29 protein-coding genes are annotated in these 24,548 nt (G+C 65.3%); 19 read left to right on the top strand and 10 right to left on the bottom strand.

Annotation, left to right across the window (positions count from 1 at the left end; translation table 11 throughout):
* Window positions 1–57 precede the first annotated feature (57 nt).
* The 11 genes from ACLMAJ_RS14095 to ACLMAJ_RS14045 all read left to right on the top strand — a co-directional run bounded on the left by ACLMAJ_RS14095 (window position 58) and on the right by ACLMAJ_RS14045 (window position 11,290).
* Entirely contained in the window at window positions 58–990 is a 933-nt protein-coding gene (locus tag ACLMAJ_RS14095; protein ID WP_412014111.1) for a Rossmann-like and DUF2520 domain-containing protein, read from the top strand.
* Entirely contained in the window at window positions 991–1,929 is a 939-nt protein-coding gene (gene panC / locus ACLMAJ_RS14090) for a pantoate--beta-alanine ligase (RefSeq protein WP_412014110.1), read from the top strand.
* 14 nt (window positions 1,930–1,943) lie between these two features.
* Complete coding sequence (gene panD, locus ACLMAJ_RS14085) at window positions 1,944–2,363, top strand: aspartate 1-decarboxylase (protein ID WP_412014109.1); 420 nt, start codon at window positions 1,944–1,946, stop codon at window positions 2,361–2,363.
* Window positions 2,364–2,370: 7 nt separating this feature from the next.
* Entirely contained in the window at window positions 2,371–3,171 is an 801-nt protein-coding gene (locus ACLMAJ_RS14080; protein ID WP_412014108.1) for a type III pantothenate kinase, read from the top strand.
* Window positions 3,172–3,353: 182 nt separating this feature from the next.
* Window positions 3,354–3,974, top strand: a complete 621-nt coding sequence (locus ACLMAJ_RS14075; protein ID WP_412014107.1) for a cysteine dioxygenase — start codon at window positions 3,354–3,356, stop codon at window positions 3,972–3,974.
* 8 nt (window positions 3,975–3,982) lie between these two features.
* A complete protein-coding gene (locus tag ACLMAJ_RS14070; RefSeq protein WP_412014418.1) occupies window positions 3,983–4,405 on the top strand; it encodes a rhodanese-like domain-containing protein in 423 nt (140 codons plus the stop codon).
* 297 nt (window positions 4,406–4,702) lie between these two features.
* Window positions 4,703–6,169: a lysine--tRNA ligase gene (gene lysS, locus ACLMAJ_RS14065; RefSeq protein ID WP_412014417.1), complete on the top strand. Its 1,467-nt coding sequence runs from the start codon at window positions 4,703–4,705 to the stop codon at window positions 6,167–6,169.
* 116 nt (window positions 6,170–6,285) lie between these two features.
* On the top strand, window positions 6,286–6,645 hold the full coding sequence (locus ACLMAJ_RS14060; protein WP_412014106.1) for a histone-like nucleoid-structuring protein Lsr2: 360 nt from the start codon (window positions 6,286–6,288) through the stop codon (window positions 6,643–6,645).
* A gap of 180 nt (window positions 6,646–6,825) precedes the next feature.
* Window positions 6,826–7,449 (top strand): FHA domain-containing protein, encoded by a 624-nt coding sequence (locus ACLMAJ_RS14055; protein WP_412014105.1) that lies wholly within the window; start codon window positions 6,826–6,828, stop codon window positions 7,447–7,449.
* A 154-nt stretch (window positions 7,450–7,603) separates the two neighbouring features.
* Window positions 7,604–8,275, top strand: a complete 672-nt coding sequence (locus ACLMAJ_RS14050; RefSeq protein WP_412014104.1) for an anthrone oxygenase family protein — start codon at window positions 7,604–7,606, stop codon at window positions 8,273–8,275.
* 450 nt (window positions 8,276–8,725) lie between these two features.
* Entirely contained in the window at window positions 8,726–11,290 is a 2,565-nt protein-coding gene (locus tag ACLMAJ_RS14045) for an ATP-dependent Clp protease ATP-binding subunit (protein ID WP_412014103.1), read from the top strand.
* Window positions 11,291–11,359: 69 nt separating this feature from the next.
* Here the strand turns inward: ACLMAJ_RS14045 and ACLMAJ_RS14040 are convergent, their stop codons facing one another.
* The 4 genes from ACLMAJ_RS14040 to ACLMAJ_RS14025 all read right to left on the bottom strand — a co-directional run bounded on the left by ACLMAJ_RS14040 (window position 11,360) and on the right by ACLMAJ_RS14025 (window position 14,613).
* On the bottom strand, window positions 11,360–12,157 hold the full coding sequence (locus ACLMAJ_RS14040; RefSeq protein WP_412014102.1) for an LLM class flavin-dependent oxidoreductase: 798 nt from the start codon (window positions 12,155–12,157) through the stop codon (window positions 11,360–11,362).
* Window positions 12,158–12,182: 25 nt separating this feature from the next.
* On the bottom strand, window positions 12,183–12,455 hold the full coding sequence (locus ACLMAJ_RS14035) for an SHOCT domain-containing protein (RefSeq protein WP_412014101.1): 273 nt from the start codon (window positions 12,453–12,455) through the stop codon (window positions 12,183–12,185).
* A gap of 95 nt (window positions 12,456–12,550) precedes the next feature.
* A complete protein-coding gene (locus tag ACLMAJ_RS14030; protein WP_412014100.1) occupies window positions 12,551–13,237 on the bottom strand; it encodes a response regulator in 687 nt (228 codons plus the stop codon).
* A complete protein-coding gene (locus ACLMAJ_RS14025; protein ID WP_412014099.1) occupies window positions 13,237–14,613 on the bottom strand; it encodes a histidine kinase in 1,377 nt (458 codons plus the stop codon). The genes ACLMAJ_RS14030 and ACLMAJ_RS14025 overlap by 1 nt, the downstream gene beginning before the upstream one ends.
* Window positions 14,614–14,760: 147 nt before the next feature.
* Here ACLMAJ_RS14025 and ACLMAJ_RS14020 point away from each other — a divergent pair, with 147 nt between their 5' ends.
* A complete protein-coding gene (locus tag ACLMAJ_RS14020) occupies window positions 14,761–15,663 on the top strand; it encodes an ABC transporter ATP-binding protein (protein ID WP_412014098.1) in 903 nt (300 codons plus the stop codon).
* Entirely contained in the window at window positions 15,660–16,523 is an 864-nt protein-coding gene (locus ACLMAJ_RS14015) for an ABC-2 transporter permease (protein ID WP_412014097.1), read from the top strand. Before ACLMAJ_RS14020 ends, ACLMAJ_RS14015 begins: the two co-directional genes overlap by 4 nt.
* Before the next feature lie 88 nt (window positions 16,524–16,611).
* Here the strand turns inward: ACLMAJ_RS14015 and ACLMAJ_RS14010 are convergent, their stop codons facing one another.
* On the bottom strand, window positions 16,612–17,250 hold the full coding sequence (locus ACLMAJ_RS14010) for a TetR/AcrR family transcriptional regulator (RefSeq protein ID WP_412014096.1): 639 nt from the start codon (window positions 17,248–17,250) through the stop codon (window positions 16,612–16,614).
* Between the two features lie 109 nt (window positions 17,251–17,359).
* On the opposite strand from ACLMAJ_RS14010, the gene ACLMAJ_RS14005 reads away from it, so the two are divergent.
* The 3 genes from ACLMAJ_RS14005 to ACLMAJ_RS13995 all read left to right on the top strand — a co-directional run bounded on the left by ACLMAJ_RS14005 (window position 17,360) and on the right by ACLMAJ_RS13995 (window position 18,846).
* A complete protein-coding gene (locus tag ACLMAJ_RS14005; RefSeq protein ID WP_412014095.1) occupies window positions 17,360–18,007 on the top strand; it encodes an FMN-dependent NADH-azoreductase in 648 nt (215 codons plus the stop codon).
* A gap of 1 nt (window position 18,008) precedes the next feature.
* Window positions 18,009–18,329: a DMT family transporter gene (locus ACLMAJ_RS14000; protein ID WP_412014094.1), complete on the top strand. Its 321-nt coding sequence runs from the start codon at window positions 18,009–18,011 to the stop codon at window positions 18,327–18,329.
* Between the two features lie 76 nt (window positions 18,330–18,405).
* Window positions 18,406–18,846, top strand: a complete 441-nt coding sequence (locus ACLMAJ_RS13995; protein WP_412014093.1) for an OsmC family peroxiredoxin — start codon at window positions 18,406–18,408, stop codon at window positions 18,844–18,846.
* An 84-nt stretch (window positions 18,847–18,930) separates the two neighbouring features.
* On the opposite strand, the gene ACLMAJ_RS13990 is transcribed toward ACLMAJ_RS13995, so the two are convergent.
* The 4 genes from ACLMAJ_RS13990 to ACLMAJ_RS13975 form a co-directional block, all read right to left on the bottom strand.
* The gene (locus tag ACLMAJ_RS13990; protein WP_412014091.1) at window positions 18,931–19,437 is read right to left on the bottom strand and encodes a hypothetical protein; all 507 of its coding nucleotides are present in this window, start codon (window positions 19,435–19,437) and stop codon (window positions 18,931–18,933) included.
* Between the two features lie 36 nt (window positions 19,438–19,473).
* Window positions 19,474–20,295 carry a CbtA family protein gene (locus ACLMAJ_RS13985; protein ID WP_412014090.1) on the bottom strand — a complete coding sequence of 274 codons (822 nt, stop codon included), beginning with the start codon at window positions 20,293–20,295 and terminating at the stop codon, window positions 19,474–19,476.
* Window positions 20,286–20,480 (bottom strand): CbtB domain-containing protein, encoded by a 195-nt coding sequence (locus ACLMAJ_RS13980; RefSeq protein WP_412014089.1) that lies wholly within the window; start codon window positions 20,478–20,480, stop codon window positions 20,286–20,288. Before ACLMAJ_RS13980 ends, ACLMAJ_RS13985 begins: the two co-directional genes overlap by 10 nt.
* Window positions 20,481–20,755: 275 nt before the next feature.
* The gene (locus ACLMAJ_RS13975; protein WP_412014088.1) at window positions 20,756–21,070 is read right to left on the bottom strand and encodes an antibiotic biosynthesis monooxygenase family protein; all 315 of its coding nucleotides are present in this window, start codon (window positions 21,068–21,070) and stop codon (window positions 20,756–20,758) included.
* 133 nt (window positions 21,071–21,203) lie between these two features.
* Between ACLMAJ_RS13975 and ACLMAJ_RS13970 the strand changes: the two genes are divergently transcribed.
* Window positions 21,204–21,944, top strand: coding sequence for an alpha/beta fold hydrolase (locus ACLMAJ_RS13970; protein ID WP_412014087.1), 741 nt, complete (start codon window positions 21,204–21,206; stop codon window positions 21,942–21,944).
* A 20-nt stretch (window positions 21,945–21,964) separates the two neighbouring features.
* Here the strand turns inward: ACLMAJ_RS13970 and ACLMAJ_RS13965 are convergent, their stop codons facing one another.
* Window positions 21,965–22,858, bottom strand: a complete 894-nt coding sequence (locus ACLMAJ_RS13965) for an HhH-GPD family protein (RefSeq protein ID WP_412014416.1) — start codon at window positions 22,856–22,858, stop codon at window positions 21,965–21,967.
* 150 nt (window positions 22,859–23,008) lie between these two features.
* On the opposite strand from ACLMAJ_RS13965, the gene ACLMAJ_RS13960 reads away from it, so the two are divergent.
* The gene (locus ACLMAJ_RS13960; RefSeq protein WP_412014086.1) at window positions 23,009–23,632 is read left to right on the top strand and encodes a carbonic anhydrase; all 624 of its coding nucleotides are present in this window, start codon (window positions 23,009–23,011) and stop codon (window positions 23,630–23,632) included.
* A 122-nt stretch (window positions 23,633–23,754) separates the two neighbouring features.
* Entirely contained in the window at window positions 23,755–24,429 is a 675-nt protein-coding gene (locus ACLMAJ_RS13955; RefSeq protein WP_412014085.1) for a hypothetical protein, read from the top strand.
* Window positions 24,430–24,548 lie beyond the last annotated feature (119 nt).

Raw genomic sequence — 24,548 nt, 5'->3', positions numbered from 1 at the left:
AGGACAACGTTGACCTCGAGTTCCGACAACGAGCCTGTAGGTCCTGGGAACGAGCCTGTGGGTGCTGGAAAGCACCCTGTGGGCTTCGACCCCGCGCCCGCACGCCTGACGGTGGGAATTGTCTCGGCGGGACGTGTCGGCTCGGCACTCGGCGCGGCACTCGAGCGGGCGGGACATGTGGTGTTCGGTGTCGCCGCGATTTCCGATCCTTCCGTGCAGCGCGCGCGAACCCGGCTGCCCGATTCCGAGATCCTTCCGGTCGAACAGGTGGCGGCCCGCAGTGAGCTACTGCTGCTCGCGGTGCCCGACGCCGAATTGGCCGGATTGGTGCGCGGACTCGCGTCCGCCGGGGTAGTGCGGCCGGGCACCATCGTCGCGCACACCTCGGGCGCCAACGGTGTCGCAGTGCTCGCTCCGCTGGCCGAGGCGGGCGCGCTGCCGCTGGCCATCCACCCCGCGATGACCTTCACCGGCCACGACGAAGACCTGGCCAGACTCGGCAATGCCTGCTTCGGCGTCACCGCAGCCGACGAGGTCGGTTTCGCCATCGCGCAGGCCCTTGTGATCGAAATGGGTGGCGAACCGGTCCGCGTCGAGGAAGAGAACCGCCAGCTCTACCACGCGGCGCTCGCGCACGGCAGCAATCACCTCGTCACGGTGATCATCGACGCGGTCGACGCGCTGCGCACGGCGCTGTCCGGTCCCGGCCTGCTCGGCCAGCAGGTCATCGACGATCAGCCGAACGGATTGGCCGAGCGGCTGCTCGCCCCGTTGGCGTCGGCGGCGCTCGATAATGCTTTGCGCCGTGGCCGATCCGCACTCACCGGGCCGGTGGCCCGTGGTGACGTGGATGCCGTCCGTGCCCATCTGACCGCGCTGGAAGCCGTCGACGCGCGGCTGGCCGCGGGCTATCGCGCGATGTCGCTGCGCACGGCCGAGCGCGCCGAGACCAATCCCGCCCTGATCGAACTCTTGGAAGGACGCCGATAAATGGACCCGAAATTGCGCGGTACCTTCCGGCCGGGCGAACTGACCGTGCACCACGATCCCGCGGTGATACAGGCGGTCTCGAAGGCGCTGCGCGGCGTCGGCCGCACCGTCGGCCTGGTCCCGACGATGGGCGCGCTGCACGAGGGGCACCTCGAGATCGTGCGCCGCGCCAAGCGCACCAACCAGGTCGTGATCGTGTCGATCTTCGTGAATCCCCTGCAGTTCGGCGCGGGCGAGGATCTGGACAAATACCCGCGCACCCTGGACTCCGACGTCGAGTTGCTCCGCAAGGAGGGCGTGGAGTTGGTATTCGCGCCGAGCGCGGCCGACATGTACCCGGACGGCATGCGGACTACCGTGCATCCCGGTCCGGTCGGCGCGGAGCTCGAAGGCGCGAGCCGCCCTACCCATTTCGCGGGTGTGCTGACCGTCGTGGCGAAGCTGTTGCAGATCGCGAAGCCGACGGAGGCGTTCTTCGGTGAGAAGGACTACCAGCAGCTCACGCTGATCCGTCAGCTGGTTCGCGATCTGAACTTCGATGTGAAGATCGTGCCGCTGCCGACTGTTCGCGAGCCGGATGGTCTCGCGCTGTCCTCCCGCAACCGGTTTCTCGATGCCGCGCAACGTGAATCGGCGCTCGCGCTGTCGGCGGCGCTGGCCGCAGGCAAGCACGCGGGTGGTCTCGGCGCGGACGCCGTGCTCGCCGCGGCGCGTGGGGTTCTCGATGCCGCCGCAGGCGTCGAGCTCGACTACCTCGAGCTGCGGTCCTCGACGCTCGATCCCGCACCCGCCAATGGAAATGCCCGGCTGCTCGTCGCGGCGAAGGTCGGCGCTACCCGGCTGATCGACAACACGGCCGTCGCACTCGGCGCACCGATAGACGGCGGCCACCCCACTCTTCCCGATTCGCGCGAAGCCGCGGACGAGGCCAAGGTTTAGGAAAGGCGACGACGATGTTGCGCACCATGATGAAGTCGAAGATCCACCGTGCCACGGTGACCCATGCCGACCTGCACTACGTCGGCTCGGTAACCGTCGACCAGGATCTGCTCGACGCCGCCGATCTGCTGGAGGGTGAGCAGGTCTGCATCGTCGATATCGACAACGGCGCTCGGCTCGAGACCTACGTGATCGCGGGCGAGCGCGGTTCCGGCGTGATCGGAATCAACGGTGCCGCAGCTCATCTGGTCCACCCAGGTGACCTGGTCATCCTGATCGCCTACGGGATGATGGACGAGGCCGAGATCCGTGCCTATGCCCCGAAGGTGGTATTCGTGGATGACCGCAATCGCCCTACCGACCTCGGCTCGGATCCGGCGCACGCACCGGTGGGCTCCGGCCTGGTCACTCCGCGCTCATTGACTATCGTCTGAGGCGGACATGCTGCTGGCCATCGATGTCCGTAACACCAGCATCGAGCTGGGCCTGTTCTCCGGCAGCGGCACCCACGCGAAGCTGGCGCGGCACTGGCGGATGCATACGAATCCGCTGCTGACCGCGGACGAATTCGCGATGCAGGTGCGCGGACTCGTCGGCGCGCAGGTGGAGGAAATTGTCGGGATTTCGGCACTGTCCACCGTTCCGCCGGTGCTGCGCGAGATCCGGACGATGCTCAATCGCTATTGGGAGAATCTGCCGCATGTGGTGGTCGAACCCGGTGTGCGTACCGGAATTCCGCTGCTGGTCGACAATCCCAAGGAAATCGGCGCCGACCGGATCGTGAACACGCTTGCCGCGCACCATCTTTACGGCACCGCCGCGATCGTCGTCGATTTCGGCACCGCGACCACCGTCGACCTTGTTTCGGCGAAGGGTGAATTCCTCGGTGGCGTGCTCGCGCCCGGTGTAGAGATTTCCAGCGAGGCGTTGATCGAGCGCGCCGCGCTGCGCAGGGTCGAGTTGGCCCGCCCGCGTTCGGTGGTCGGCAAGAACACGGTGGAGGCAATCCAATCCGGTGCGATTTTCGGTTTCGCGGGCATGGTCGACGGCCTGATCGATCGGATACGCGACGAATTCGACGCCTTCGCGGGTGATGAGGTGACGATCGTCGCAACCGGTGCGAGCGCGCCGCTGATCGTCCCCGAGTCGGAAACAATCGACCACCACCAGCCGCACCTGACCCTGACCGGCCTGCGCCTGGTGTACGAACGCAATCAGCGCCGCAAAAGCGCTGCTGTTTGACGTCCGTCATTCGCCTGCCATCGTTGGGAAACGGTGTCGGTTCGGCATCCTGCGCTCTGCTACACTCGCAAACGTGAATTTCCGCGTGCGTACCCAGGAGTGTTGTCGAGGCTGATCTGGCCTCGACCGTTCGAGGCTGACTTAGTCCCTCGACCGTCGACACATCTCCTGGAGATTCGCTCATGCGTTCTTCCGTTCTTTCCCTTTCGTCCGCCCGGGACGCCTTTTCGGCCACCCCGCCGCTGGACCGTGCTATCGCCTCCGCCTTGCCGACTCGCCTGCGTCCCGCCGATCTGCTTCGGCTGACCGACGAGGGCGCCGAGGACGTGCTCAGTGGCCGCTACGACCATCTGCTCCCGTCCGACGGGTTATGGCCGACCGACGAACGCTGGGCGACAAGGCTGCTCACCGATGAAGAGGTCGATGTCTGGCTGATCAGCTGGACCCCGGGCAAATCCACCGAGTTGCACGACCACGCCGGTTCTCTCGGGGCCTTGACGGTGCTGAGCGGCGCCCTCTCCGAATATCGCTGGAACGGAACGGAATTGCGGCGGCGCACGCTGACGGCGGGTGACCAGGCCTCGTTCCCGATGGGCTGGGTGCACGACGTGATGCGCGCTCCCGCCGGTCCGCGTCCGGTTACCGACGACACCGCCGAATCCGTCGGCCCGCTCGATCCAACGCTCAGCGTGCACGCCTATTCGCCGCCGCTCACCGCCATGTCCTATTACGAGGTCACCGGCCGCGGCACTCTGCGGCGCACCCGAACCGTCCTCACCGACCAGCCCGAAGGTGATATGTGATGACCCGTTTGACCATCGATCAGATGCTCGACAACGCGCGGGCCCAGCTCAACCGGATCTATGCGTTCGAATTGCCGAAGGCGCTCGCAAAGGGTGCGATTCTGGTGGACATCCGCCCGCAGGCGCAGCGTGGGCGTGAAGGCTCGCTGCCCGGCGCACTGGTGATCGAGCGAAATGTCCTGGAATGGCGATTGGATCCCACCAGTTCCGCGCGGTTGGCGCTGGCCGTCGACCACGATGTGGAATGGATCGTGGTCTGCTCGGAGGGCTATACCTCGAGCCTCGCCGCTGCCGCGTTGCAGCAACTCGGACTGCATAGGGCGACCGATGTGATCGGCGGCTACCAGGCGATGAAGGCGGCGAGCCTGCTCACCATCGGAATCCAGGCGCCGCACTTCGCGCGCGAGCTGGACTCGCTCGCCTCGCTGTAATTTTCCTCGATTTAGTTCTATCTCGAAATACTCCGTGGCACAGTAGGTTTCGTGGAACCCCTTGATCGTGGGGCGGTCTCGGCCTGCGAAAAGCAGGTCGAGACCGGGTGCGGCAACCGAAACCGGCTCGTTACTCCGCAGTAGTGTCCGGGCGGCCCGCAAAACGATTTCCGGTGCCCGCTAGTGTTGCTGGATGTGAGCACCCCGAACACGCCCTCGTCCGGTCGCTCTGCGGGTTCGGTTCCTGCGGAGCAATCAAACCCTCCCGGGTCGGAAGTAGATGACGCGCCGGAGCAGATACGGATTCGCAGGGAGAAGCGCGAGCGACTGCTCGCCCAGGGCGGTGAGGCATATCCGGTAGTTGTGCCGCGCACCCATACCCTCGTCGAAATTCGGGCGGCCTATCCGGATCTGGAGCCGGATACGAAGACGGGCCTGCAGGCCGGTGTCGCGGGCCGTGTCATATTCATGCGTAATACCGGCAAGCTATGTTTCGCGACACTGCAGGAGGGCAACGGCACCAAGCTGCAGGCGATGATCAGCCTGAACGGTGTCGGCGCCGACGCGCTCGCGGCCTGGAAGTCCGATGTCGATCTCGGTGACTTCGTTTTCGTGCATGGTGAGGTCATCTCGTCGCGGACCGGCGAATTGAGCGTCATGGCCGATTCCTGGTCGATGTCGGCCAAGTCGCTGCGGCCACTGCCTGTCGCGCACAAGGAGATGAACGAGGAGTCTCGGGTTCGGCAGCGTTATGTCGATCTGATCGTGCGCCCCGAAGCCAGGGAAATGGCGCGGACCAGGGTCGCGGTCGTTCGTGCGATGCGCAATGCGCTCGAGCACCGAGGATTCCTCGAGGTAGAGACCCCGATGTTGCAGACGCTGCACGGCGGTGCGGCGGCCAGGCCGTTCCGCACCCATTCGAATGCCCTCGATATGGACCTCTACCTGCGAATTGCGCCGGAACTGTTCCTCAAGAGATGTGTGGTCGGCGGCCTCGAGCAGGTCTTCGAGATCAACAGGAACTTCCGCAACGAGGGTTCGGACTCTACGCATTCGCCGGAGTTCGCGATGCTGGAAACATACCAGGCATACGGTACCTACGATGATGCTCAGCGCATGACTCGAGAATTGGTGCAGGAAGTCGCGCAGGAGGTGTTCGGCACGCAGGTGGTGACGCTCGCGGACGGCACAGAATATGATCTGCGCGGAGACTGGGCGACGGTTGAGATGTACCCCTCGCTGTCTGATGCACTGGGTGTCTCGGTCACTCCGGAAACGTCGGTTTCGGAATTGCGCGCACTTGCCGATCGGGTCGGTCTGGAAATTCCGGAGGACAAGGGCTATGGCCACGGCAAACTTGTAGAAGAACTATGGGAGCACCAGTACGGAGACAAGTTGTACGCCCCCACATTCGTGCGCGACTTCCCGGTCGAGACCTCACCGCTCACCAGACAGCATCGGAGCAAGCCCGGAGTTACCGAGAAGTGGGACCTCTATGTACGCGGCTTCGAGTTGGCAACGGGCTATTCGGAGTTGGTCGATCCGGTGATCCAGCGCGAGCGGTTCGTCGACCAAGCGCGGTTGGCCGCGCAGGGTGACGACGAGGCGATGGTCCTGGACGAGGACTTCCTTGCCGCGATGGAGCACGGCATGCCTCCGACAACGGGTACAGGTATGGGAATCGATCGGTTGTTGATGGCACTGACGGGATTGGGAATCCGCGAAACGATACTGTTCCCAATTGTGCGTCCAGTCACTCGCTGACCATCGGATTCGATACCGAAGGTCCCCGTCTTGGAATTTTCGAAATTCGGGGTATTCTTGCGTCGGGTAATCGGCCTACTATGCGGGTCGCACGATTTCGAGAGGACGTTCATCTCATGGCAAAGAAGGTCACCGTAAGTCTGATCGATGATGTCGACGGTGAGTCCATCGCGGACGAGACCATCGAGTTTGCGATCGACGGTGTCTCGTACGAGATCGACTTGTCGACGGCAAATGCGGCGAAGCTGCGCGACGGGCTGGAAGAGTGGGTTTCGAGTGCTCGGCGAGTGAGTGGTCGGCGCAGGGTCAAGGCCGCGGCGGGGGTCGCGACAAGCCCGAAGAGTCGGGTTTCCATCGATCGTGAACAAAGTGCTGCAATTCGCGAGTGGGCGCGCCGTAATGGCCACAAGGTGTCAGCGCGGGGTCGTATCTCCGCCGACATCACCGACGCGTACAACAAGGCCGCGAAGGCCTGAGTTTTCTCTTTTTCAGGGCTGCTGCCCGGGCAAATCGTGCGACGCCTGGGCGGCAGCTTCATTTTGACCTGACTCTGCGCGACCGGGTCGTCCGATCTTGCCCGCCGAACCGGGACGCGGCACCATGGAAACTGTGCGGACGATGTCACTGATGGTGTGGAGAGATGGGGTATCGGCGCAGTGACAGCATTCGTCGGATCATTGTTGCGGTTCACCGATGACGAGGGACGTCAGCAGGAGTTGATGCTCACCCCGGACCAGCAGCGCATCACGATCGGCCGTTCCCCGCAGGCCGATTTGGCGTTGCCGTGGGACGCCGAGGTCTCCAGGCTGCACGCCGCTGTCGAGTACCTCGGTGCGCACTGGACCATCGTCGACGACGGCTTGTCTCGCAACGGCACCTTCATCAACGGCGAGCGGCTGGTCGGCAGGCGCAGGCTGATCGCGGGCGATCGAATTCGGGTCGGTACCTCACTGGTGTCCTTCCATGAGTTCGGGGGTGTTGTCGACGAGGCCACCAGGACCTCGACCGGCTCGATACCGACATTGCGCTCGCTCACCGAAACGCAGCGCGCGGTGCTGGTCGCACTGTGCCGCCCGTACAAGAACGGGGCGGGTTTTGCCACCCCCGCCTCCAATCAGCAGATCGCCGACGAGCTGTTCCTCAGCGTGGACGCGATCAAGACGCATCTGCGTGCGCTGTTCGCCAAGTTCGGCGTGGAAAGCCTGCCGCAGAACCTCAAGAGGGTTCGCCTTGCCGGTCTCGCCATGCAGAGCGGGCTGATTTCCGATCGGGATCTATAAGCGTTCTTCTGTCGTACGCCGCCTCGTCTGGTCTAGACGATCGCGTAGCCGGGCGAGCGTCTCAGCCATGGATGGTCGCGCCATGAAGCTGTTGACTGAGAATCATGAATCGGAGCGATGAGGGCTCCGGCAGCTTCCACGGTAGGAGAAAACCATGACCGCCTTTCGAATCGCAGCACTGGTGGCGGCCACGCTGGCCACCGGCCTGATCGCGGGACTGTTCTACGGATACGCCAACTCTGTGATGCCCGCGCTCGACCGCGCCGACGATCGCACCATGATCGATGTGATGCAGAAGATCAATGTGGTAATCATCAACCCGGTCTTCATGATCGGCTTCATGGGCACCGTCGCCTTTACTGTTCTCGCGGCGGCTCTGCATCTCGGCAAGGACCAACGCAGCACGCTGATCTGGATCGCAGTTGCCTTGGTAATCAATGTGATCGCCTTCGCGGTGACCTCCGGACTGAACGTCCCGCTCAACGACCAGCTGGCCGCCGCAGGCGACCCCGCCTCGATCACCGATCTGGCCCAGGTCCGCGCCGACTTCGAATCCACCTGGGTCCGTTGGAATATCGTCCGCGCCGTTCTCCACACCCTGGCCTTCCTCGTGCTGATCGGCGCGCTGTTCGTCGCGGGCATGCAGCACGCACGCAATACCGCGGCGGGGACCGGTTCGTCGGCAGTTTCGGCGCAGGGCCGGTTCGTCGCCGAGCAGACGCCCCAGCAGCACGCCCGGCAGCAGGTGCCGGGACAGTTCACCGCATCGCTGACGCACGGCCGGTACTCCGGCCAGTTCGGCGCACCGGCTCATTACCGCGCCTGAGACACCGCATCGACCGCAACCGTGCTCGCCGCGCTGAGGATCAGCGCGGCGAGTTCCGCGCGTGCGGCTAGGCCGTCGGCACACCTCGGGTTCGGCCAGGGTTGGAATACCACTAACATGGATGTTCAGGACGGGTGTGTGTCGCCTTCTCCTGCTATCTGACGATCGCGGGCAGCCGGAAACATCCATACGGCGGGATGACGGGTCGAAACCGGTCGCTGTTCGCTGAGGGCAAAACCTCAGCGGAAACGAATCCCGCATCGTCCACGTTATGAGTGAATGACCGTGCCGTCGCTGGTCCGCAATAGGGTGGACCGGAGGCGGCGGGAACCCCTGCCAACTAGAGTAGAGGCGGGGGCCACAACCCCCGGGCTTCATGGCAGGCTGGCGCCACAGTCGAACACTGAAGTGTCGGACGCCATTGACGTCGAGCAGGAGAGTGAGGGAGCGATGTTCGAGAGGTTCACCGACCGCGCAAGGCGTGTCGTTGTCCTGGCCCAAGAAGAGGCCCGGATGCTCAACCACAACTACATCGGCACCGAGCACATCCTGCTTGGGTTGATCCACGAGGGCGAGGGCGTCGCAGCGAAGTCGCTGGAGTCGCTTGGTATTTCGTTGGAGGGTGTGCGCAGCCAGGTGGAGGAGATCATCGGTCAGGGCCAGCAGGCTCCGTCCGGTCATATCCCGTTCACTCCACGGGCCAAGAAGGTGCTCGAGCTGAGTTTGCGCGAGGCGCTGCAGCTCGGCCACAACTACATCGGCACCGAGCACATCCTGCTCGGTCTCATCCGCGAGGGTGAGGGCGTCGCGGCGCAGGTACTGGTCAAGCTGGGCGCGGATCTCAACCGCGTGCGCCAGCAGGTCATCCAGCTGCTGTCTGGATACCAGGGCAAGGAGCCCGTCGAGGGTTCCGGGGCACGCGGTGAGGCGGGTACGCCGTCCACCTCGCTGGTACTCGACCAGTTCGGTCGCAACCTGACCCAGGCCGCGCTCGAAGGCAAGCTCGACCCCGTTATCGGCCGCTCGAAGGAAATCGAGCGCGTGATGCAGGTACTGAGCCGCCGCACCAAGAACAACCCCGTGCTGATCGGCGAGCCCGGTGTCGGTAAGACCGCTGTAGTCGAGGGCCTCGCGCAGGCCATCGTCAACGGCGAGGTCCCCGAGACCCTCAAGGACAAGCAGCTCTACACCCTCGACCTGGGGTCCCTCGTCGCGGGCAGCCGCTACCGCGGTGACTTCGAAGAGCGCCTGAAGAAGGTGCTCAAGGAGATCAATACCCGCGGCGACATCATCCTGTTCATCGACGAGCTGCACACACTCGTCGGCGCGGGTGCTGCCGAAGGCGCCATCGACGCGGCCTCGATCCTGAAGCCGAAGCTGGCCCGTGGTGAGCTGCAGACCATCGGTGCGACCACCCTCGACGAGTACCGCAAGTACATCGAGAAGGACGCCGCACTCGAGCGCCGGTTCCAGCCGGTGCAGGTCGGCGAGCCGACCGTCGAGCACACCATCAACATCCTCAAGGGTCTGCGCGACCGCTACGAGGCACACCACCGGGTTTCCATCACCGACGGTGCCCTGGTTGCCGCGGCGACCCTGGCCGACCGCTACATCAACGACCGGTTCCTGCCGGACAAGGCGATCGACCTGATCGACGAGGCCGGTGCGCGGATGCGCATTCGTCGCATGACCGCTCCGCCGGACCTGCGCGAATTCGACGACAAGATCGCCGATGCGCGCCGGGAGAAGGAAAGCGCGATCGATGCGCAGGACTTCGAGAAGGCCGCGCGACTGCGTGACAAGGAGAAGCAGCTTGTCGCCAAGCGCGCCGAGCGTGAGAAGCAGTGGCGCTCCGGTGATCTCGACGTGGTCGCCGAGGTCGACGACGAGCAGATCGCGGAGGTGCTCGCCAACTGGACCGGCATCCCCGTCTTCAAGCTGACCGAGGAGGAGACCACCCGGCTGCTCCGTATGGAGGACGAGATCCACAAGCGGATCATCGGCCAGGAGGATGCCGTCAAGGCCGTCTCCAAGGCGATCCGCCGTACTCGGGCAGGCCTGAAGGATCCGAAGCGTCCGTCGGGCTCGTTCATCTTCGCCGGTCCGTCCGGTGTCGGTAAGACCGAGCTCGCCAAGTCGCTGGCGAACTTCCTGTTCGGTGACGACGACGCGCTCATCCAGATCGACATGGGCGAGTTCCACGACCGCTTCACCGCGTCGCGGCTGTTCGGTGCCCCTCCCGGGTACGTCGGCTACGAAGAGGGCGGCCAGCTCACCGAAAAGGTGCGCCGCAAGCCGTTCTCCGTGGTTCTGTTCGACGAGATCGAAAAGGCCCACCAGGAGATCTACAACACGCTGTTGCAGGTCCTGGAGGACGGTCGTCTCACCGACGGCCAGGGTCGGACCGTGGACTTCAAGAACACGGTGCTGATCTTCACCTCGAACCTCGGTACCTCGGACATCTCGAAGGCGGTCGGTCTCGGGTTCACGCAGTCCAACGCCGAGGGTTCGAACTACGAGCGGATGAAGCTCAAGGTCAACGACGAGCTGAAGAAGCACTTCCGCCCCGAGTTCCTCAACCGCATCGACGACGTCATCGTCTTCCACCAGCTCACGACCGAGCAGATCGTGATGATGGTGGACCTGATGATCGCCCGCGTCGCCAAGCAGCTGAAGAACAAGGACATGGAGATCGAGCTGGCCCCGCAGGGCAAGGCACTGCTGGCCAAGCGTGGCTTCGATCCCGTGCTCGGTGCGAGGCCGCTGCGTCGGACCATCCAGCGCGAAATCGAGGATCAGCTCTCGGAGAAGATCCTCTTCGGCGAGATCGGCGCAGGCCAGACCATCGTGGTCGACGTCGAGGGCTGGGACGGCGAAGGCTCGGGCGAGGACGCCAAGTTCACCTTCACCGGTAAGGCGAAGCTGACCAAGGAGCCGGCAACCGAGGAGAAGCCGGAAGTCGTGCTGACCGCCGCAGGCGAAGGCTCGACCGAGGCCGCTGCTTCGGGCGAATAAGCTCCGTACGCAACGAAAAGGCCTTTCCCCACTGGAATCCAGTGGGGAAAGGCCTTTTTCGGGTCTCGACTACCGTGCGAACCCGGCAAGCAGCGGAGCGAAGGCGGGCGCGAGCTCGCCAGGGATGATCAGTTCGTCGATTCCGTACTTCTCCCTTCGGGATTCGAGTATCTCGACGGCGGCGGCCGGGTCGGAATCCAGTAGGCCCGCCGCGCCTTCGTCCCGCAGTCCGTCGGCGGTGAGGCCGAGCCGGGCGCTGGTCCAGTACGGGAGCTGGTCGCCGATGCCTACCACCTGATGGGTGAAGCGGATATCGCGATCGGTGTTGTCGCGGACAATACGCACCATCTCGGCCAGCTCCCCCTCGGTGGCCTGTGGGCGCGCTGCCAGCAGGATGCGGTCGGCGAATTCCGCCGCGCAGGCGAGCATTCGCGGGCCGTTGGCGGCAACGACAACCAGCGGTGCCGGGTCGAGATTTTCGCGTATCGCGGCCACCGTGGCGACCAACAGGTCGCGCCGCTGGCCGACCGAGCCCCACGGCATGCCGAGTCGCTCGGCTTCCGAACGGGCGTCCGGGCGTCCGGAACCGATGCCGAGCTCGAACCTGCCATCGGAAAGCAGTTGCAGGGCAGCGGCTTCCCGCACGGTGACTGCGACAGTGCGCAAGGGTGCCGCCAGCACATTCGGACGCAGGCGCACGGTAGTGGTTACGGCAGCGGCGGCCGCGAGCGAAGGAAACGGCGATGGGGTGCCGAGGGTGTCCGGCATCAAGATCGTCCGATAGCCCTGTTGCTCGGCACCCTGGACGGCGGCGGCCCACTCGGTTCCCGAGCGCGGGGTGAGGATAACGCCGAAATTCATGCTCATGGGGTTCTCCGTGATTCGGTCGCCGTCAGTTCTTGGTGGGTCGTTGCTTCGATTCGCGCAGCACGGCCAGCCTGCTGCGGTACTGGTCTTCGGTGATCTCGCCGCGAGCGAATGCGGTGCGCAGTGCGCCGATTCCGCTCTGGTGGCCGATGAATCGACGACGGGCGAAGAACACGATGACGATGAAGGTGACCCAGAACAGCAGCGGGAAGATCCAGAAGAACGGCCACGGGTGCCAGCCGTTGTCGTAGTGGTCGGCAAGGAAGGTCACGGTCTCGGGTTGGGTGAAAATGTTCATAACGAAAGCCTGCGCCGCACACCGCTACCCGGGCATCGGCCGCGCGGCGCTGCCTGGCGTACGTCTCGGCGCGTACGAGATCGCGGTGGGCGGCATTACTGCCAGCCGGGTCGGACCAAACCGGATTCGTAGGCCATCACAACGAGTTGCGTGCGGTCGCGTGCGCCGAGCTTCATCAGGATGCGGCTCACGTGGGTACGGGCGGTGGCCGGGCTCATGAAGAGGCGCTCGGCGATTTCGGCATTGGTGAGGCCCTCGGCCACCAGGGTCATCACCTCGCGCTCACGGTCGGTGAGTTCGGTGAACGCCGCGGGCGGTGGCTGTTTGGCGTGTGTGGAGAATTCGGCGATCAGGCGGCGGGTGACGCCGGGGGACAGCAGTGCGTCACCTGCGGCGACCACCCGGATGGCGCGCACGAGGTCGGCCGGTTCGGTGTGTTTGACCAGGAAACCCGTCGCGCCGGCGCGCATGGCCTCGAAGACGTATTCGTCGAGTTCGAAGGTAGTCAGCACGACCACCCTCACCTCGGTGAGTTTCGGATCCTCCGCGATCATTCTGGTGGCCGCGAGCCCGTCCAGAATCGGCATTCTGATGTCCATAAGCACCACATCGGGTGCCAGCGCGCGGGTCATCCGGACGGCTTGTTCGCCATTGTCGGCCTCACCGATCACCTCGATGCCGTCCTGGGCCTCGAGCAGCGCGACGAAACCGCCGCGCACCAGGGCCTGATCGTCGGCGACCAGAACGCGAATATTCGCCACGCTCGCGCGAGGGGCTGTCATCACACCTCCCGGGTAGTGGAACCGCTCGGGCTGCCCGCGTCCTGTGTCGGCACCCTGGACGGCAGCCGGGCGGCGACCCTGAACCCACCGCTCGGTCGTGGACCAGCGGTGAGTGCGCCGCCGAGCGCGTGCGCTCGCTCACGCATGCCGATGACACCGTTGCCACCGCTGGATCCCGACCTCGATGGTGTGCCGGTGGGGCGGGTGTTGTCGACGGTGATGTCGACCGAGTCCGCCGCGTAGCGCACCGTCACCGTCGCCGCGGCACCCGGCGCGTGACGCACCACGTTGGTGAGCGATTCCTGGATGAGCCTGGCCGCCGCCACGTCGATAACGCTCGGCAGGCGGTGTGCGGTGCCGATTACGCGGGTGTTCACGACCAATCCTGCCGCGCGGGCCCGCTGCAAAAGGGTGTCCAGGTCTTCGATGCTCGGTGCTGGCGTCCGTGGTGCGGGGACGGAGCGAAGCGGTGGTGGCTGTTGTTCGGACGGCCCGCGGTCGGCGGGAACCGAATCGCGGTGTGCCCGCTTCGAATCACGGTCTGTGTCCAACTCGCGCGAGGTGCCGTTGATCGGCGCACGCGGCTGTTCGGCCGTGGTCTGCTCGACCTCGGCGGCCGTCGCGCCGGTGCGGATCGCGTGCAACAGTGTGTGCACCTCTGCGAGTGCGTCCTTGCTCGCGGCCTTGATCGCGGCGAGCGCGGACTCCGCCTGCTGCGGCTTCTTATCGAACAGTTCCAAGGCCACCGAGGACTGCACGTTGATCAGCGAAAGACTGTGTGCCAGCACATCGTGCAGCTCGCGCGCGATAGCAAGCCGCTCCTCGCTAGCGCGGCGCTGCTGTTGCGCCTCCTCGTCGCGTCGGGCCGCCTCGGCCCGCTGCCTGCGCGCCAGCAGCACCGCCTGCCGCTGCCGGATGCCCTCCGCGATCGATATCAGCACGCCGAGCCAGGCGATCATGCCGAATGCCAGCCACGGGTTGGCGGGGTGCCCGATCAGCGCGGGCAGTGGCCAGACCAGCATGAGATAGCCGATCGGTACGAGTGGGTATGTCCACCAACGTGATCCGATGACCGCCGCGGAGATGAAGGCGATCACCAGTGAAATGAAGATCGGGCCGTAGCCGTAGCCGCGCAGCAGATACACCGCGCAGGATGTGATCGTTACGAGCAGCACGGGCAGCGGCTGCGATCGCCGCATAATCAGCGCGACGGGTCCGACGAGCAACAGCGCATAGCCGAGCACGTCCAGCGAGTGTGCGCCGGTCTGGCGCATGTTGGCATTGGCGCCACCGACAAGTTGGATCACCCCGACGACGAACGCGAGGACCAAGTCCCGAACGACTGGGCCACGTTTCGATTCCCCTGGCGCTGTCACCCTTGCAGCCTATTAGGCCGCGCTCGACTCGGCGTCCGCCGCGCTGCGTATTTGCTGTGTACGTCGCGGCTGTAGGCCCAGATACGTATGTCGGACAGCGCCGCGCGACGGATGCGGCGGAACCGGTCGGTGGCGGATTCTCGATGCATGAAAGATTCCATCGTGGTCACCGCGGGGCTGACCAAACGCTACGGCCCCAACACCGCCGTCGACGGAGTGCAGATGAGTGTCGCGGCGGGCGAGATCTACGGATTCCTCGGCCCGAACGGGGCGGGCAAAACGACCACGTTGCGAATGCTGGTCGGATTGATCCGCCCGAGCAGCGGCACCGCGACCGTGCTCGGCCGTCCGCCAGGTGATCCCGCGGCGGTCCGCCGAATCGGTGTGCTCATCGAGGGGCCCGGCTTCTATCCCTACCTGTCCGGTCGCGACAACCTGCGGGTGCTCGCGAAATATCGCGCACTCGGCCGCGCCGAGGTGGAGGAGGCGCTGGACCGCGTCGGACTCGCGGGCCGAGCCGACGACAAGTTCCGCACCTACTCACTCGGCATGAAGCAGCGCCTCGGCGTCGGCGCGGCGCTGCTCGGCCACCCCGATCTGCTGATCCTCGACGAGCCGACCAACGGTCTCGACCCGCAGGGTATGGCCGAAATGCGAGAGCTGATCACGACTCTCGCCGCCGATGGGCACACGGTGCTGCTGTCGAGTCACATGCTCAGCGAGGTGCAGGAGATCTGCGACCGGGTCGGGGTGATCTCCGGCGGCAAGCTGATCGTGGAATCCACCGTCGCCGAATTGCGCGGCGCCTCTTCGCTACTGCTGCGCGCCGAGCCGCTCGAGCTGGCCTTACCCGCGGTGCGGCGGGTGGTCGGCGATCGTGCCGCGCTGCTGACGGTGGGCGGTATTCGGATCGAATCCGCTGTCGAGGCCGCACCGGCGATCGCCCGCGCGGTGGTCGCGGCCGGTGCGGATCTGCTGGAGCTTCGGATCGACGAGAAATCCCTCGAAGAGGTCTTCTTCGAAATGACCCAGCTGGAGGCGGCGAAATGACCGGGCAGGCAATGAAAGATCTGTTGGCGAGCACCGGCGCGGAGTTGCTTCGGCTGCGGAAATGGCCCGCGTTCTGGATCATTCTCGGCACCTGGATTCTGTTGAATCTCACGTTCTCGTACCTGTTCAACTATCTCGCCTACAGCTCGGGTGAATCCTCGCGGATGTCGAACGGGCTGCCCAAGGATGCGCTGCTACAGCAAATGCTGCCCGCCGCCGTCCCGGGAGTCTTCACCCAGGGCATGGCGATGTTCGGCGGTGCGCTGATGCTCATCCTCGGCGCGCTGACCATCGGCAGCGGATATGGCTGGGGCACCTGGAAAACAGTCCTGACCCAGGGGCCGTCGCGGGTTTCCGCGGTCGCGGGTGCGGTGGTAAGCCTGGCGTTGGTCGTCATCGCATTGGTATACGTCGCATTCGCGGCGGATATCGGGGTCGCGTCGATGATCGCGGTGTCGCAGTCGCAGTCGCTCGCGCTGCCCGATTTCGGGCAGGCCGTGAACGGAATCATCACCGGCGCCGCGATTCTCGGAATGTGGACGCTGGCGGGCGCGCTGATCGGGGCAATCGCCCGCGGACCCGCGCTCGCTGTCGGACTCGGACTGGTCTGGGTGCTTGTTGTGGAGAATCTATTACGCGGTGTCGCGGCTATATTCGAGCCGATCAGGATGATCACCGATCATCTGCCGGGAACGGCCGCGGGTTCGATGGCCGGTGCCATGCGTACGGTGCAGGGCCCGGCTACACCGGGTGTGCTCGATATCCTGTCGCGGACCGAGTCGTTGATCGCGCTCACGGTGTACGTCGCTGTTTTCGCGGCGGGCACATTGTGGCTGGTACGCCGGCGCGATATGGCCTGAATATCAGGAAATGCGAATACCTCGAAACCGCTGGCGGACAACAGTCGTCAGCGGTTTCGTCGTGCTGCCGGGTTCAGCGGAAAGCGGATCAACTCGTTGCCGAACCGAGGGTGAAATGAGCGAGTTTCTGCAATGCCGCGGTAATCTGCGCGGCGCTCAGGCCGCGGGCGCGTTGGTGCTGAAAGACTTCCGCGGCCAATGGTGCGAGCAGTGGATCGACCAGTGCGTCAGTATCTTTCACGCCCGCTGCGGTAAGCAGCGACCGTACATGCAAGTACCAGAACCCGTACGCGCCGGTTCGGAATCGGGCCCCACCTGTCTCGGCGCCGAGCACCAAATGCGCATGTGCCTCGAGTAATTCGACCATTGCACCGTAGAAGGCCGCGAGACGCTCGTCCGGCGGTGCGCCGGGGCCCAGCGGTGGATCGCCGCGCAGCAACTTCTCCTGCAACGCGTGTTCGTGCTCGTCCAGTAGCGCGACCGCTATCGAATTCTTGTCCGGATAACGGCGATAGAGCGTGCCGCGGCCGACTCCGGCCGCTTTGGCGATGTCGTCCATCGTCACGGTGCGCGGGTCGCGTGTGGCGAACAGTTCGGCGGCCGCGGCGAGCACCTTGGCTCGGTTACGTGCCGCGTCGGTGCGCTCGACTGGCGGGGACGCGGTTGCTTCGCGTTGCGTTGTCGCACCGAGTGAAACGTCGGTGAACAGGTCGGATCGGGGTTCCATGTCCGCGACTGTAGTCGATTTCCAATCAAGTGGACGAAACGTCCACTTATCGGCTAACGTCATCCTCGGAATGAAGCGGACATACTGTCCAGTTAGTTGGAGGCCTGAAATGAGCACACTGCTGCACCTCGATGCGAGCGCCCGTCGCACGTCGATCAGTCGAGAGCTGAGCGCCGCTTTCGCCGAGTCCTGGCGCGCCGAGAATCTTGAAGGCGACTACCTCTATCGGGATCTCGCGGCGAATCCGGTGCCGTTCATCGACGAGGCATGGACCGAGCTGTGCGACGCGGTGCTCGCCATCGGCAACACCGATCTGGATCGACTTCCCGAGCTGGTGCGTACCCCCGCACAGGCCGAAGCCTGGGCGATCGTGGCACCGCTGCTCGGGGAAATGCTGGCCGCCGACGTAATCCTGATCGGAACGCCGATGTACAACTACTCGATACCCGCCTCGCTCAAGGCCTGGCTCGATCAGGTGACGTTCCCTCGAATGTCATTGGGACACAGGCGATTCATTGTCATGACAGCCCGTGGTGGCGCCTACTCACCCGGGGCGCCCAAGGCCGCATACGACTACCAGGAGCGCTACCTGCGCGATTTCTTCGCGGGCCACTACGCGGTGCACGACACCGTTTTCGTGAATGCCGAACTGGCCAACTCCCGCCAAGATCCGCTGATGGCGAAACTGCGCGGCGAGCACGACGCGTCCTACGCCGCCGCCATCGAGTCGGCACGCAACCTCGCCAAGGAGTACTGACATGAACTGGGTCGTCCTCGGCCTAGCCGGTTTGGTGGAGATCGTCTGGTCACAGAGCATCAAACCCACCGAGAACTTCACCCGCCTCGTCCCCACCGTCATCTGCTTCGTCCTGGGCACCGTCGCGGTATATCTGCTCTCCCGCGCCATGCAGACCCTGCCCGTCGGCACCTCTTACGCGATCTTCACCGGCATCGGCGCGGTCGGTGCGATCGGCCTCGGCGTCATCGTCAACAAGGACCCCGTCAGCGCGGGCAGAATGCTCTCGCTATCGCTGATCCTCGGCGGCATCGTGCTGGCCCGTGTCACCAACCCGGAGTAGTGGGATAGCGGTGTGCCCGGCCCTCCCTATAGGTTCGAGCGGAAACCGAGTTTCGAACATCATCGAAAGGACCGTGATGCCCACACGTACCGCGCGCACCGCTTGGACCGGCACTCTCCAGGAGGGGTCGGGACAGGTCGAGCTGGCCAGCTCCGGAGTCGGCAAGTACGACGTGTCGTTCCCGAAGCGTGCCGCCGACGATGCCGACGGCACGACCAGCCCGGAGGAACTGATCGCGGCGGCGCATTCCTCGTGCTTCGCGATGGCCCTCTCGGCGCAGATCGCCAACGCGGGCGGCACCCCGGAGAGCCTGGATGTCACCGCCGATGTCACCCTCGGCCCGGACCCGGACGGCGGATTCCGCATCAGCGGCATCAAGCTGACCGTCCGCGGCGCGGTCTCCGGCCTCGATGCCGACGGTTTCGCAGCCGCGGCCGCGGCAGCGAAGGCGGGCTGCCCGGTCAGTAAGGCGCTGGCCGGCGTGGACAACATCACCCTGGACGCCGCGCTCGCGTAAGCGAAGTCTTCGCATGACTTCCCGGTTCCTCGCACTGATCGCACAACTGCCGATGTGCGAGGAACCGAGTGGTTTTACGAAGTCTTACGACGACGACCTGGCCGCCGCGCGGAAGTAGCGGCGAGCGGCGGGGTGGTACATCGCGGGGATGGCGATCAGCACGGCGAGGACGTGCCCCGTTCGGAAGATCCCGGTGAGCACCGCGGACAGGGACAGGTTGTCGAAGAGGTCGCCGATTTCCTTGGCCGACAGCGTCGCGGCCGCGGGTTCGATGATCAGCGAGATAAGGCCGACGACGCCGATGCCGATGGTCAGGACGATGCGAGCCCAGCGGGCCCCGTGTGTCATCCGGATGGCGACGGCGAGAACCGCCAGGTAGATGACGCCCCGCACGGCGAGGCCGCCCGCGAGGGAACCGACATCAGCGTTCGGGCCGTCGAGCTTTGTCGCGACATAGGTGAGGGCCTCACCGACGCCGCACAGCAGCGCGACGACGAGGCCGGTGAATGCCACCGAAACAGCGCGTGGCGGACGAACGGGAAGTTCGGCGCGCAGGGGTGCTGGCCAAACGGAGAAGGCAGTGCCGGTCATGAGACCAACACTGCCTTCGATATCCCGAACTCCGGATCAGCCCGTGGTAGCGACCTGCTCTCGTACCGGAGTGCTAGCGCGCGTCGCGAATTCGGTGAGTGCCGCGAAGGCGAGCCCGAGGCTCGCCCACAAGGTGGCCGATTCGGCCAGCGAGGCTGCGCGGAACTGCCACAGCAGGCTGGCCGGGAAGTCCGCTTTCACCTCGTTGATGCCGGGAAGCAGGATGTATCCGAGCACCACGATCAGCACGAAGGCCGCGACACCGCCGATCAGCCGGAACGTCTCCTGCTGTGCCGCAAGGGCTTTGTGCACGAACACGCCGAGCCCGACGGCGGCGAGGCCGAGCAGTACCGCCGCCACCCAGAGCCAGGTGCGTTCGTTGATCGTGTCCGGATCACCCACCGCGGGCGGATTGGCCGGGTACTTGAAGAACGGCACGGCAACGATCGCCGCCCAACCGCCGATCGCGAGACCGATCGCGAGCCGCGGGCCCGACAGCGTGGTGTACCGGCGGGCGAAGTGTGCGGCCGCGGCGAATATGGCGCCGAACGCCATTCCGGCGAGGCCGAGTGCGAGGAACTGACCCGCCTTCTGCCCGGTCCGGCTCACCAGTGGTTCTTCCTCGTCGCCGTGCGAATGCCCAGCAGTCGCCTCACCAGGTTGGTGCGCCTCTGCTTTGGCGGAATCGGCCTCTTCGATGGCAATGGCGGCGTCCACCTTGGGTTCGCCGACGAAGTAGCCCACTGTTCCGGCAAGCAGACCGGCGATGAGACCGGCCAGCAAGCCGCGGAGCAACAGGGTCTTCAGTGAACCGAGCAGTGGGACGACGGCCGACGGAGTTGGCGAAGTCAGTGACACGGAACACCGAGCAGGTGACGTCCGTCGTGCATCAACTCATGCATGTACATCCCGCTGCGCGAGATGGCACCTTGGTCGAAGCCGACCAGGTACAGCGTGAGAAGTGCGAGAAGAACGACGCCTACTGCGATGAGCAGTGTTGCCAATGAATCGGTTGCCCGGCTCGGTGAATGCGCGATTGCCATTCGAATCCTCCTAGGGATGCGCGTCCCGTCGAGTGGTCGGTGCGACGGCGCCGGTGTCTGGCTGCCCGGCACCGGGGCTGGAAATGATCCCCCGATGCATGGAACACAGTGGCGCGACCGCTCCGGATTCACACCGGAATTACCACGTCACCATCGCATTTGTCATTCGAACTGTGACACCTGAATGCACTCGCCGTCAATACGATGTCGGGTTGTCGATGCCACGATCGGCGAGTCACCCGGCCGCGTCGGCGGCCGGGTGTGCGGGTCTCCGCTCAGGAGGCGGATTTCGCGGCGACGTCGAGCACGACCTCGAATTCCAAGAGCGACGCACCCGTGGAGACCGGCTTCTGCCGCTCGCCCGCGTGCGCCTCGCGGGCGGGCCCTTCCCGCCACGCCGTGAAGGATTCCTCCGAATCCCACTGGGTGACAACGAAGTACCGGTTGTCACCGGAGACCGGCCGCAGCAACTGGAAGCTCAGGAACCCGGGCGAGCCCTCCACCGCATGCGCGCGAGCGGCGAACCGCTTCTCCAACTCGGGGCCCGCGCCCTCGGGAACTTCGATTGCGTTGATCTTCACGACTGCCATGCGTTCGACAATACGTTCGCCGATGAAGCGACCACCACGCGAGACCGAGGGGTCGCGAGCGGCGCCCGAGGCCTGGCCGGAAAACCCAGCCCCCCGCGGACACCCAGCGTCGCAGACGCGGCAAAATCAACACATGCATGACGAGGGCGGGACGGGAGTGCCGATCCTGCTGCTGCATGGATTGATGGGCAGTGCCCGCACCTGGCGCGATCAGTTGGAGTGGCTGCGGGGGTACGGGCATGTCTATACCTTCGACGCCGCCGGGCACGGCCGACCGGCGCCGACAGAACTGACCACCGAGGCGTTCATCGACGACTTGGCGGCGGCGACCGCCCAGATCACCGAACCCATGGTGGTGATCGGGCACTCGATGGGCGGACTGCACGGCTGGGTCTTCGCCGCGCGGTATCCGGGCCGGGTGCGCGCGCTCGTCGTCGAGGACATAGCGCCGGATTTCACCGGGCGCACCGCCGCGAACTGGGCGGCGATGATCGAGGCGTGGCCGCCGTTTCCGGACGAGCGCGCGGTGCTCGACTTCTTCGGCCCGGTCGCGGGGCGGTACTTCCTGAACTCGTTCGAGCAGGCGGCCGACGGCTACCGGCTGCACGGCTCGGTCGCCACCTTCCGTGCGATCTCCGAGGAGTGGGGCACCCGTGACTTCTGGGCGCAGTGGAAGGCGATCACCGTGCCCGCGTTGCTGATCGAGGGCGAATTCACCATCACGCCGGAGGGGCAGATGTGGCAGATGGCCCTCGCTCACCCGGATGCCGCCTACGTGAAGATCCCGAATTCCGGCCACCTTGTGCACGACGACCAACCCGAGCGGTATCGCGCGGAGGTCGAGCAGTTCCTGCGCAGGGTCCTCGGTAAGTAGTCGGCCTCGGCGAGTAGCCCTCAGGCCGGGTGCCCGCCCTCGCCGGCGAGGGCGAACAGGCCATCCACGGTTTGTTCGATCAGACCGTCGACGAGCAGCGAATCCAACGCGCGGTCACGCTGTCCGGGATCGCGCGTCCACGCCAGGTCCATGCGCACACGTTCCACCGGTCCGGTGGCGTCGCGAAGCACGTCGAGCAGTCTGCCGCGAGCCTGCCGGTCGGTGCCCTCGTATTTCTGGGTGCGCCGAACCACCTCGGACACCGGCCTGCCGGCGGCCACCCAGGCGCACTGCGGCAGTGGACAACGGTCGCAGCCGGGAGTGCGTGCGGTGCATACCGTCGCGCCGAGTTCCATCAGCGCGGCCGAGAAAATCGCTGCCCTGTCGATCTGGCGTGGCAGCAGGGCCTCGGTCTCTGGCAGATCGCGCGAAGACGGGTTACCGGCCTCCGCGCGGCCGTGCACCGCGCGAGCCACGACCCGGCGAACATTGGTGTCCACCACAGGAACTCGCTGACCGTAGGCGAAGCAGGCGACCGCGCGCGCGGTGTACGCGCCGATACCAGGCAGCCCGAGTAGCAGGTCCACATCGGCGGGCACTTCGTCGCCGTACTGCTCGGCGAGCACTCGCGAGCATTCGTGTAGCCGTAGAGCACGGCGCGGATACCCGAGCTTGCCCCAGGCGCGCAGCACCTCGGCCTGCGACGAAGCCGCCATCGCCGACGGCACCGGCCATCGGGCGACCCATTCGCGCCAGATCGGCTCGACCCGCACCACCGGCGTCTGCTGCAGCATGATCTCGCTCATCAGAATCTGCCAGGCCGTCACCTCGGTCCGACGCCACGGCAGATCACGCGCGGTCTGCTCATACCAGTCCAGCAACACTTCAGCGTCGATGCCGTGATGCGAGGTCAAGCCCTTGCTCAGTGGCCTTACACCGTTGTGCGCTGCGCCGCTGTTCTGCACCGCCCTCACCGTTCCTCGTGTGTTTCGGCCAGTCGATATTTGCCAACCCGTAACGAAACCGACTCGCTGGTAACCAATCCAATGTGCACAATGGTCGGTATGCCTGATTCCAACCCGATCAGTGCCTGGAAATCCCTCCGCGAGGGCAACGAGCGTTTCGTCCACGGCAACCTGCTGCATCCTAGTCAAGGTGCCGTGGACCGAGCCAAGCTCGTCAGTGGCCAGCACCCGTCCGCAATCCTGTTCGGTTGCGGTGACTCCCGCGTCGCCGCCGAGCTCATCTTCGACCAGGGCCTCGGCGACATGTTCGTGGTGCGCACCGCGGGCCACGTCGTCGACAGCTCGGTGCTCGGCTCGATCGAGTACGGCGTGCAAGTGCTGAACGTGCCGCTCATCGTGGTACTCGGGCACGACAGCTGCGGCGCGGTGAAGGCGACGCTCGAGGCGCTCGACGGCGGCGAGGTGCCCGGCGGGTTCATCCGCAGCGTGGTCGAGCGGATCATGCCCTCGATCCTGATCGGCCGCAGAGAGGGCCTGTCCACCGTCGACGAGATGGAGGCCAGGCATGTGGTGGAAACGAGCAGGCTGCTGATGCAGCGGTCGATGATCATTTCCCAGCGGGTGGCGACAGGGGAGTGTGCGATCGCTTGTGTCACATACAAACTGGTCGACGGCCAGGTGAAGCTGCAACGTGTCGTCGGCAACATCGGCGAGCTCGTCTGAAAAGAAAGCTCAGGCGTTTCCCCAGCGTGCGGGCCCAAAGTTGATCGCCGCGTTCGCCTTTTCCGCGCCGACACGCCGGGGTCCTGAGTCGCTGCGCCCGATCGTGCCCTTACCGTTGAGGCGTGCTGGAACCGAATGGACCGCTGCCTCCGGAGATCTACTGGCGTCGCCGCGTTCTCGCTATCGGAATCCTGGTCGTGGCGCTCGCGCTGGTGATCTGGTTGGTGGTGATGTTCGCGCGTGGCGGCGATGCCCCTGGGAGCACGCAGGCCGCGGCGACCTCGTCGTCGGCGACCAGTTCCACCGACGGGTCCTCGTCCAAGCCGTCGACCAGCGCACAATCGAGTGCGCCGCAGGCATCCGGCAGCGCGTCGGCGACACCGAGCGCTAGCTCGGTGGCGCAGGGCCAGTGCCCGGATCAGTCGCTCGCGGTGCGGGTGACGGTGGAACAACCCACCTACAAAATCGGTGAGACCCCGGTGTTCGGCATCGTGATCACCAATATCTCGACGGCGCCGTGCTCCCGCGATGTCGGCTCGGGTCTACAGCAGGTTTCGGTGCTCACCCTCGACGGCCAGCGCAAGCTGTGGTCGAGCACCGACTGCTACCCGGACGGCCAACCGGACGTGCGCACACTCAACCGCGGTGAGCAGGCGGCCTTCACCGTCACCTGGTCGGGCTCGACCTCACAGCCCAGCTGCGCGGGCGACCGGGTGCCGGTGCCAGCGGGCTCGTATGCCGTTGTGGCGCAGCTCGGTTCGGTGCGCAGTTCGGTGGAGCCGTTCAATATCGCTTGAGCTGTGTTTGTTTGGCGACGCCTGCGGCGTCGCGTGTTCGCGGCCCCCTTGGTCTCGCTTCCGAGCAGTCGAGACTCGCGCCTTCGGCGCATGCGCTTCGACTGCTCGGAAGCGAGACG

It is taken from the genome of Nocardia arseniciresistens, assembly GCF_046764875.1.
Taxonomy (GTDB): Bacteria; Actinomycetota; Actinomycetes; order Mycobacteriales; family Mycobacteriaceae; genus Nocardia; species Nocardia arseniciresistens.
The sequence above is the reverse complement of the archived record's forward strand: the minus strand, read 5'-3'. Positions and strand labels throughout refer to the sequence as shown.